Origin of the sequence: Methylobacterium nigriterrae, from assembly GCF_037106235.1 — a bacterium.
Taxonomy (GTDB): domain Bacteria; phylum Pseudomonadota; class Alphaproteobacteria; order Rhizobiales; family Beijerinckiaceae; genus Methylobacterium; species Methylobacterium nigriterrae.
Genome location: NZ_JBAWTG010000500.1, coordinates 1 through 572, shown reverse-complemented (window position 1 = coordinate 572; position 572 = coordinate 1). Strand labels below are relative to the sequence as shown.

Below are 572 nucleotides of genomic sequence, written 5' to 3'. Positions count from 1 at the left end.
GCGTAACCCGAGACACCGACGATGCGATCTTGCTCACCGAGAAGGTAGAGAGTCTCGACCGTCTCCTCGGTCAAGCACACGATCCGCTCGGGTGGAAATCGGCGCATGCCGGTCTCAGGCGACCTGCGCGCGTCCTCGCGCGACGAGGCGCGCGGTCGCGGTCTGCAGGAGAGCGAGCCCGGCCAGGGCGCCAGCATTGATCAGGAAGAGGCGCAGCAGCACCGCCGGAGCATAGGCGCCCGCTCCGCCCGGCAGGACGAAGGTGGCGGCGTAGAGAACGGCTTCATAGGCTGCAAAGGCCGCCATCAGGGCCACGAGGGCGGATGGGACCGCGCCGCCACGGACACGCTGGGCCATGCCGATGGCCGCTGGCCATGCAGCGAAGGCACCGAGGCCGATGGCCAGTCCCCAGGCAGCGGTGGCGAGATCGTGCGGGTAGGCGTGGAGACCGAACCCGACAGCCTGGTTCACGAGCCACGCCAGCGCGATGAGCGCGACGCCCTCGCGTCGGGGCAGTGACAGCGCCGCCCAGGTCGCGAGCGCCGCGAACGGCGTGGCGCATGCGAAGGCGG

General features: G+C 70.6%; 1 protein-coding gene and 1 pseudogene. Both read right to left on the bottom strand.

The window, feature by feature from the left end; translation table 11 throughout:
- Positions 1 to 107 (bottom strand): annotated as a pseudogene (locus tag WDW90_RS37950) (cobalamin-binding protein); the annotation flags it as partial.
- Between the two features lie 7 nt (positions 108 to 114).
- A partial coding sequence (locus WDW90_RS37945; RefSeq protein WP_336492852.1) for a hypothetical protein occupies positions 115 to 572 on the bottom strand: 458 nt, incomplete at its 5' end.